Here is an 8,181-nt window from a genome sequence, read left to right as displayed (position 1 = left end):
GGGAATAGATTTATAATCTAGACTTATATTAAACATAAACTGTTTCGCAAGTTCATGTTTTTGCTGTTTAGATAATGATCTGGAAATCATCACTCTTAACTTAATACAGTAATTCTTTTTAGTTGCATTTCTTTTTTTCTCATATGCAATTAGCTTGTCAATTTTAGATTCTATATTTGCTTGATTTGAATAAGCCTTAGTTTTGATAAAAGATTTAATAATGGCTGTATCTTTTATTGTTTTATACTCAATGTAGTTTCCAGAACTGAGCATGCGTCTCATATCTCCTCTCTAAATCAACATCAAAGGGACTTTGATGTTTTTATTTTTTTGTCAAATCTAAAAAATTATCATTTATTCAGTTAAATTTTAATTTTTTTATAATACTCAATTTAATGTTGTTTTTTAATTTTTCTTATTACTTTTGTGATCTGCTCTTTATGATTAATGCCTAATTTTTTCGCCTTGCCTTTCAATGCGCTTATGTACAAAAACATCAGCCAACACAATATTATAAAAATTAATATTCCAATCAGTATGATTAAGATAACAGTGAGTTTATCGTCTTTTGATAAACTCTCAAACTTATATACTTCAAACATATTAATCATTTGTAATCACACCCATCATTTGCAACACTCTGTTTAAATCTTTTATATCCACGCAATTAATAGTAATCTTATTATTTTTTGTTACCATACACTTCGCATCAAAATAATTTGTTAATTTCATACGGACTTCTTCGTAATGAATACTTAGATCATCTTTCACAAAATCATCGATAGATGTTTGTCCTGTCAGTACTTCATCATCATTTTTTACCTTAGGATCTTCCTCGATTTTTTTCTTTATTTTTGTCAACACTAACTGCAGCGTCTCAATTGGTAATCCTGATTTGTGGATAAGATAATCATTTCTCTCTTCTATATTTACAAGATTTCTGTTCACATCATCCTTAAATTCGTTTAAATACATTAGTACAGTATTTTCAAGTTCATCAATAAAATCTCCTACCTTTTTTAATCCTAATCCACTCTGTTTTGAAATGAATTCTCTAATTCTTCCTTTAAATTCTCCGTTTTTATTGAGTACTGCAACATACTGGTAATATGCTTTAAACAAAGTATATTTCTTTTCTTCAGTATCAAATCTACGATAATCATTGTAAGTAAGAATAGTATTCATCTCTTCAATTTCATTATCTGGTTTCTTAACAATCGTTGCGACTATTGTCTTTTGAACTTTTCCAGTACCATCTAATTCACTCTCATGTTCAATATTATATTTGCAGGCTTTAATTCTTTTATGACCGCTTACCAACATATACTTACCATCACTATCACGATAAACTGTAATAACTTCTAAGACTCCATTTGGATTGTGATAAATTTTATCAGCAAACTCTACAATATCCTCCAGTGTATCGAAATCTGGATTTAATGGATTATATTTAATATCCTCTATTGCAATCGGTTCTACCTTTTTTCTTTTATCAAATTCCCTCATCAAATCCTCACTGTTAGATTTATCATATTGTTTTAAATTAAATTCTAATCCGCTCATACTATCTCCTCGCCCTCTTTTAATTTTATATACAACGGTTTCATTAAATGAATACATCAGTTTTCTTATAATGTTCTGTAAAATATAATAACCATTGGCAATAACAATACACTCATCGCAGAACACTACTCCGTTTCTAAGATTTTTAATACACATTCCATTTAGAAAATAATAATAGAAAAATCTTTTTTCACTTTGTGTTAAGATTCTTGATGCACTTAATAATAATTTCATTATTATTTCATTTGCACTATTTACTACTCTTGTTTCAACAAGAGTAGTAAAATCACAAATTTTTTCTACTTCAGCAATATTTAATTTCTTTACCTCATAAAAACCAGATTTAATAACTGGTCTTAAATCTTCAATAAGAGTTTTTGTATTCTGCTGTGTTTTTTCTTTATCGATGTACGGACAAATCATTAAAATACACCTCTACTTCATCAACCAATTTCTTTAAATCATTACCAATATTAAGATCACTGTCGATTAAAAATTCATTTTGGATCGTAGCACTGTTCGCAGGTTTTGCACGATACCGAATAGTTGTGTCTAATGTTTTTCCGCTAAAATATTTATGGAACAGATTAACAATTCCTTTTTCATTGTTATTATCATTAATCATCGTCAACAATACTTTTAAGTCAAAATTAACATCCTTCATTTTTAAGAGCTTGCTTACAGAAACAATTAATCCTTTTAAAGAACCTCTATCTGGTTTAACAGGGATAATCACTAAGTCAGCAACTCTTAGTGCATTGCTCAAAATAACACTGTCATCTGGTGCCTCATCTACTATTACAAAGTCATAATCATCTTCAATATATTTAAACGCAGACTTTAAATATCCAGTTATATCCTGATTAAAATTATGAAGTAAGCTTATTTTCGCATCACCAAGTGATAATGCAGAAGGTATTAAATCTAAGTTTTTTATTCTTGTTTTCATAATTACTTCTTTAATGTAACTAGGTTCTTCAAAAATATCTTTCAGATTAAAATTAATGGTGTAATCACTGTATAAACAGTCATTCAATTTATTTAAGAAATCTTCCTCATTTTTAATATCATCATTAAATTCATTAATAAATTTCTCATCAAGTTCGTTTCCAATATTGCCTGCAACATCTGTCGCATTTGCTTGTGGATCGCTGTCAATAAGCAGTGTTTTATATCCTTTATCAGCCATGCCTTTTGCTAAAGATAGTGCAGTAGTAGTTTTACTAACTCCACCTTTCATATTTGTAATTACAATTGTTCTCATATTTTTTTCCTCTTTTCCTTTTTTTAAATTTCTTTGATCATAATTGCATCTGGGATCAGTAATGCTAAACGATACTTAGCCTCCCTCAACCGTTTATAATAACTATTTGTCGATATGTTCATCTCATTCTTCACTTCCTCTCTTGTGTAATTTAATATTTCTCTTTTTATCAAAATACATCTGTCTTCCTTATCCAATTTATTTATACAGTCAAACATTTCTATAAGAAACATTGTTTCTTCATTAGATTTGTCCAACAGATCTATCATTCTGCTTTCATATTTCTTAGAATCAACACTTGATTTCGAATCATCCATTTTTAATATCGAAGTTGTTGTAATAAAATTTGCATCAAAATCTCTTTCGAGATTGTCTATTAAATAAATTCTTATATCATTTTCCTTATCTTCCTCACATGCTATTTCAATGTTGTATCTTGCCCCGTTGACGATTCCTGAAAGATATTCCAATAATTCCTGAATATTCTCCATTGTTTTTTTGTTATCCAAAATTATACTCATCAGTCTCCCTCCCAAGCCTACATAGAATTTTTTTGCATATTTAAATTTATATTGATAAAAACGACAAAAAAAGCACTTTGCAAATTAGTTGCTAAGTGCTTCTATAAGTTAATATTTTCGAATAAAAACAGGTATTTCGCCCCATTTTTATTAAATAATCTAAAAAAATAAAATAAGAAGATAAATCATACAAAATAAAGTTATATACTTTATACTTGATTTCACAGTCATTTAAGCATATAACTACTAGATTTTATCTTTCCAATATGGTAAATTTCTATATAAACAAACCATATTTATATATTATATGATTTATTATCATATGTGTCATAGTTAAGTGCTAAATGACTATGCTCAATCCTGTTTCATTGGTAGTGAAACAGGATTTTTTATTTAGTTGTTTCGACTGTTTAAGTATATCACCTGAAAACATAAAAATAAATAAAAAATTGAAAAAATAACGATATTAATTATACCACTGCTTGATAATTTAAACATTTTTTAAATACTCATATATCAGTTTATAGAGTACAACTCTATTTTTAATCAAAATATTTCTCAATAATAAATTGTTAGACAAAATTTTATTTGATATAATACGTTTGTTATCGTCCCTCCTGTTTGGAGAGGAGGTGGTATAATAATGTCCGATTTGATTATTTCTGTCATGGCAGGTGTAATAGTTTATTACATATGCAAATAGTTAGACAAATATTTATAACGATAACTAGCCTAGTGTTAAGTTCACTGTAAAAACCAGAAAAGGTAAGGAGTGCATTCCTTACCTTTTTGTTTGCATTGTGATATAACAATGCCCGATTTACAGATAGATTATAACATTTAATCTATTCAATATCAAGTATATCTATTTTTTACTGTTTATACCATTTTTTATCATATATTTTATTACCGCCAATTCTTTCCATAATATCCTTGCAAAGTAATTGAGATATGTAATTTTATTCTATTTCATTTTGATCCCATTTCCTTCATTTCTCCCGTAGCAATCAGTTCCCTGTTTAATTTAAATATTGCGAAATCAATATTCAAAACAATTCTACTGCAGCAATTGAAAAAATATAATTATCACAATCAAGAATTCTACAGTACTTACCATTTCACTAGATCTATTATCTGTAATCATCAATCTGTTTAAAGAATTATCTAATACCTATACCATCTTTGGGATTTAATCTATTATTTGTATTTATTTCCATTCCCCAATTTTTATTTCTATATGAATCTTTGGATATCATTCTTTTAGTCGTACTTTCTGCAATATACTTCACATTATCCCACTTTCTAAATTGCTTTCTAGCTTCTCCTTCCAAAATTTAACTTTTAATATTACATCTCTTTGAATTTTAAATAGTTTCCCACATAATATTAGAAATTATACATAATTTACAGTTCTGCAATATAATCATATATTTTTTTCAATTTTCTAATATCTTTTTTACTGTAACTGCCTTTAGTCATCTGCATTTTTAAACTCACCTTTAGATCATATAAATAGTCCTCAATTTTATTTTTTTCTTCACTTTTAATAACATCTTCAATTTTTTGAGCCATTTCTCTCTGAATTTTATTATTCACATGTAAATACGTATCCGTAATTTCTATATTTTCATGCCCAAGACGTTTTGAAACGTTGTAGACATCATTGGTTATTTCCAACATCATGGTAGCATGAGAGTGTCTAAAACCGTGCAGATTCATATTAGAAACATTGGATAACTCTTTATATTTAATAAAAAAAACGATCAAGAGTAGAATACGACAGCATTTTTGTATCACCAAAGACAAAATGATGATTAATGTTACAACTATATTCAGTCTTCTTATTAAGGTAATAATTAAGCAGTATTTCATTCAGGCTGTCATTAATATAAATAATACGATGTGAACTGAAAGATTTTGGTTCTTTAACAACCTGACCTCTACCTCTTACGCGACAGGCAGTAGAATTAATTGTTATTGTCTATTCTATCAGTTCTACATCTTTCCACATCAGAGACAGTGCTTCGCCTTTGCGCAGTCCAGTATAGAAAAAAACATTAAACAGTACATAGAATTTTTTCTTCATCAACATGACTTATAAACCTGTTGAAATCTCCGATACTCCATATAATTTAACATTTTTTATGTTTTTCCTTGTCAACAAGAGTATGGCTACGTTTTATCCTCATGACTGCTCAACTGTCGGTGTAAAGCAATTCATTAAAACACTATATTTAATCAATCGTTTAAGCAGTTCTACAATTAAATTAATATATGACACCGAAAATACATCACCACTTCTACTTCCATAGACACCTTCAACCATATCCTTTTGAAACTTCTTAATGGACTTTGGATCAATAGCTTCTAATTCTATATTTCCAAATACAGGTTTCAAATGAGATTTATAACGATATTTAATAGAATCTGTAGTCGTAACCTGATTGATCATATCGACATCTTCGATATATATGTCAAATAATTCATTTAAAGTCATAATACATTCCTCCCATAAAAAAATCAGCTTTAATAATACATTAAACTGATTTATTATACTACCAGAATATTATTCAAGCTGGCGTTTTTTCTTTATCTTCTTTTTTTCTGAAGTCATTTTATGGGAGTATTTATTAAGCTTGTAAAATGAAGTTTTCCAGTATTATCAAGCAAGTTATCAAATATATTCATAGGAACCCCTTCTACCTTTTTATCTGGATTTATCTTACAATCAACAGCATTATACCTAGCCCACAAAGATTTTTTCTTATTGTTAATGTTTATACATCTTTTTTCAAATTTATCTGATTCTTCTAATTTGCATACCACAAATGAATTGGGCCTGAATGTCAATATTTCTTTATCCGTCCATGTCATGATCTCATCAACACGGCCTACCCCGAAATCATGCTCAATATTTTTATTATGAGTCTTCCTTTTTACTTCAACAACAACCCAATCACCTATACTGATTTTCTCGTATTCCGGACAAATAAAATGATAAGGCTTGCTGTTGATATTGATTTTTCTAGAAACACCTCTAGCGAGCCTTACAACAGCTATCTGAAGCTCAGTTGTTTCAATATTAATTCTAATACCATTTCTTTCACCTTATTATTAGTATATCAGCTTATAAAATCAAAAAACACAACAAAAAAATACTATATCCATATATTTTTTAACTCAAAGTAAGATAAATATATATTATACAGTTCACAGAACAAAAAATATAGAAATAAGCCTTTAAATAAAATCAATCAAATTTAAAATTGAATGATAAACATCTGATACACGCTAAATACATATAATCCGCGCGGAGCGACACAATACAACAATTTCAAATTAAATCATTACAAAAAAAGAGTAACGAACATATAGTTCATCACTCCCCACAGATGGAATATTTGGATTAGAGCATTACCCACGCCTTCCTACAGTACAATTCTATTCTACATTTTTTTTGAATAATATTTCAATATTTTTTCAAATTTTATTGCATCTATTCTTTACTTCTGTAATTAGTCCGGTTAAACACTGTACCTGTTCATAACGCAGACTTTCTCAGTACAATTGTTCTTTTAAATGATTATTTACATTTTTAGCTCTAAATAAATCATATGATTTATAAGCAGCTATAAGATAATATATTCGTTATCACAACTACGAAAGAAAAAAATTTAAAAAGAAAAGGATTAACACCTTTAGACTATAGGCCTCAATCCTTATCCATATCAATTTAATTTTAAATGAAACTTAATGATTCAAAACACTTAAAGCCTTTTTATTAAGCTAAAATCAGATTGCTATGTGCTAGTATAGTGTATGTAATTTATAAACTACAATTTTAAATATTAGATCCCAATGTAACTTTGACAACACCACCAGAAAAAGTTGGTTTGATACTTACCATTAATGTGTGTGTCTTAGTTCCTCCTATTACCGGTAAAGTGTAATCAACCTCATATTTACCATAAGCATTAGATGGAGCATAACTAAGGCTTCCCCAACTATACCTGTCACGTATAAATGTTGTCCCAGCCAAAGAATTATATCTACCATCACTTACTTCAGTTATGAAAGAATTGTATGGATTTACCGAACCAGTATACCTTGCTTTCATTGTAATTATACCATCATCATAAGTAAAGTACCTGTTAAATGAGCCGATTGGAATTGTTTCTCTTGTTTTTAAAGACAAATCTTCACCCATTTTTAAACAAATTGTTTTATCTCCATTTTTAAACGTTTTAGTCTGTTCATTTGGATTAGACAGGCTGAATTCAGCCTCGTATAAAACAGCTTCACTTGAAGAATCTGATGCACCATTAACTCCAACAGGAGACATGAACGCACAAACAAATATTAAAGTTAGACAAAGAAACAACTTTATAGATTTTTTCATAATATATACCTCTCCTTATATAAGATTATGCCTGCAAAAGCAATTGATTTATAACTCCTACCTCATTTATATGATATCAAAAAAAAGCATTATTTTATCAACGCTTTTTTTATTTTTTATAAAATTATGGTATTATAAAAATGTAAGAGGAGGGGTAACGATGATTGGATTTATATTTTGGATTATACCTATAATAATCTTTTGGATCAAAACAGATCAAATAATTAAAGCTATCAAAGAAAACACTTCTAAAATAGCTGAAACGAAAGAGGATACAAATAACGATAACGAAAACATCAAATAATTGCCATAAGTAGTTCTAAAATAGTATAAATACTAAGTTTCAGCACTATTCAAAGCAATAAATATCCACCGGCTTAGCCGGTGGTTTTACATTTGCGGGCATAGCCCTGCTCTCAGAGCGCATGTCTCAA

Annotated in this window: 7 protein-coding genes and 1 pseudogene; 1 reads left to right on the top strand and 7 read right to left on the bottom strand. The window is 28.5% G+C overall.

Annotation, left to right across the window (positions count from 1 at the left end; all coding sequences use genetic code 11):
• The 7 genes and pseudogenes from KSU54_RS18120 to KSU54_RS18090 all read right to left on the bottom strand — a co-directional run.
• Nucleotides 1-273, bottom strand: a pseudogene (locus tag KSU54_RS18120) (hypothetical protein); the annotation flags it as partial.
• 330 nt (nt 274-603) lie between these two features.
• Nucleotides 604-1,986 (bottom strand): ParB N-terminal domain-containing protein, encoded by a 1,383-nt coding sequence (locus KSU54_RS18115; RefSeq protein ID WP_009299694.1) that lies wholly within the window; start codon nt 1,984-1,986, stop codon nt 604-606.
• On the bottom strand, nt 1,964-2,827 hold the full coding sequence (locus tag KSU54_RS18110; RefSeq protein ID WP_009299693.1) for a ParA family protein: 864 nt from the start codon (nt 2,825-2,827) through the stop codon (nt 1,964-1,966). Before KSU54_RS18110 ends, KSU54_RS18115 begins: the two co-directional genes overlap by 23 nt.
• Nucleotides 2,828-2,850: 23 nt before the next feature.
• Nucleotides 2,851-3,348 carry a sigma-70 family RNA polymerase sigma factor gene (locus KSU54_RS18105; protein WP_008793122.1) on the bottom strand — a complete coding sequence of 166 codons (498 nt, stop codon included), beginning with the start codon at nt 3,346-3,348 and terminating at the stop codon, nt 2,851-2,853.
• A 1,404-nt stretch (nt 3,349-4,752) separates the two neighbouring features.
• A complete protein-coding gene (locus KSU54_RS18100; RefSeq protein WP_226814629.1) occupies nt 4,753-5,220 on the bottom strand; it encodes a tyrosine-type recombinase/integrase in 468 nt (155 codons plus the stop codon).
• A gap of 313 nt (nt 5,221-5,533) precedes the next feature.
• Complete coding sequence (locus KSU54_RS18095; protein ID WP_003534592.1) at nt 5,534-5,845, bottom strand: N-terminal phage integrase SAM-like domain-containing protein; 312 nt, start codon at nt 5,843-5,845, stop codon at nt 5,534-5,536.
• 1,344 nt (nt 5,846-7,189) lie between these two features.
• Nucleotides 7,190-7,747: a hypothetical protein gene (locus tag KSU54_RS18090; RefSeq protein ID WP_009299692.1), complete on the bottom strand. Its 558-nt coding sequence runs from the start codon at nt 7,745-7,747 to the stop codon at nt 7,190-7,192.
• 160 nt (nt 7,748-7,907) lie between these two features.
• On the opposite strand from KSU54_RS18090, the gene KSU54_RS18085 reads away from it, so the two are divergent.
• Nucleotides 7,908-8,051, top strand: a complete 144-nt coding sequence (locus tag KSU54_RS18085; protein WP_009299691.1) for a hypothetical protein — start codon at nt 7,908-7,910, stop codon at nt 8,049-8,051.
• Nucleotides 8,052-8,181: the final 130 nt, after the last annotated feature.

The organism is Erysipelatoclostridium sp. MSK.23.31, assembly GCF_019125875.1.
Taxonomy (GTDB): Bacteria; Bacillota_I; Bacilli_A; order Erysipelotrichales; family Coprobacillaceae; genus Thomasclavelia; species Thomasclavelia ramosa.
This window is presented reverse-complemented; position numbering and strand designations above follow the sequence as displayed.

Coding starts and splice junctions, on each gene's coding strand:
- KSU54_RS18100 (WP_226814629.1), bottom strand. CDS start 5,220: ATGAAATACTGCTTAATTATTACCTTAATAAGAAGACTGAATATAGTT.
- KSU54_RS18105 (WP_008793122.1), bottom strand. CDS start 3,348: ATGAGTATAATTTTGGATAACAAAAAAACAATGGAGAATATTCAGGAA.
- KSU54_RS18110 (WP_009299693.1), bottom strand. CDS start 2,827: ATGAGAACAATTGTAATTACAAATATGAAAGGTGGAGTTAGTAAAACT.
- KSU54_RS18115 (WP_009299694.1), bottom strand. CDS start 1,986: ATGATTTGTCCGTACATCGATAAAGAAAAAACACAGCAGAATACAAAA.
- KSU54_RS18085 (WP_009299691.1), top strand. CDS start 7,908: ATGATTGGATTTATATTTTGGATTATACCTATAATAATCTTTTGGATC.
- KSU54_RS18090 (WP_009299692.1), bottom strand. CDS start 7,747: ATGAAAAAATCTATAAAGTTGTTTCTTTGTCTAACTTTAATATTTGTT.
- KSU54_RS18095 (WP_003534592.1), bottom strand. CDS start 5,845: ATGACTTTAAATGAATTATTTGACATATATATCGAAGATGTCGATATG.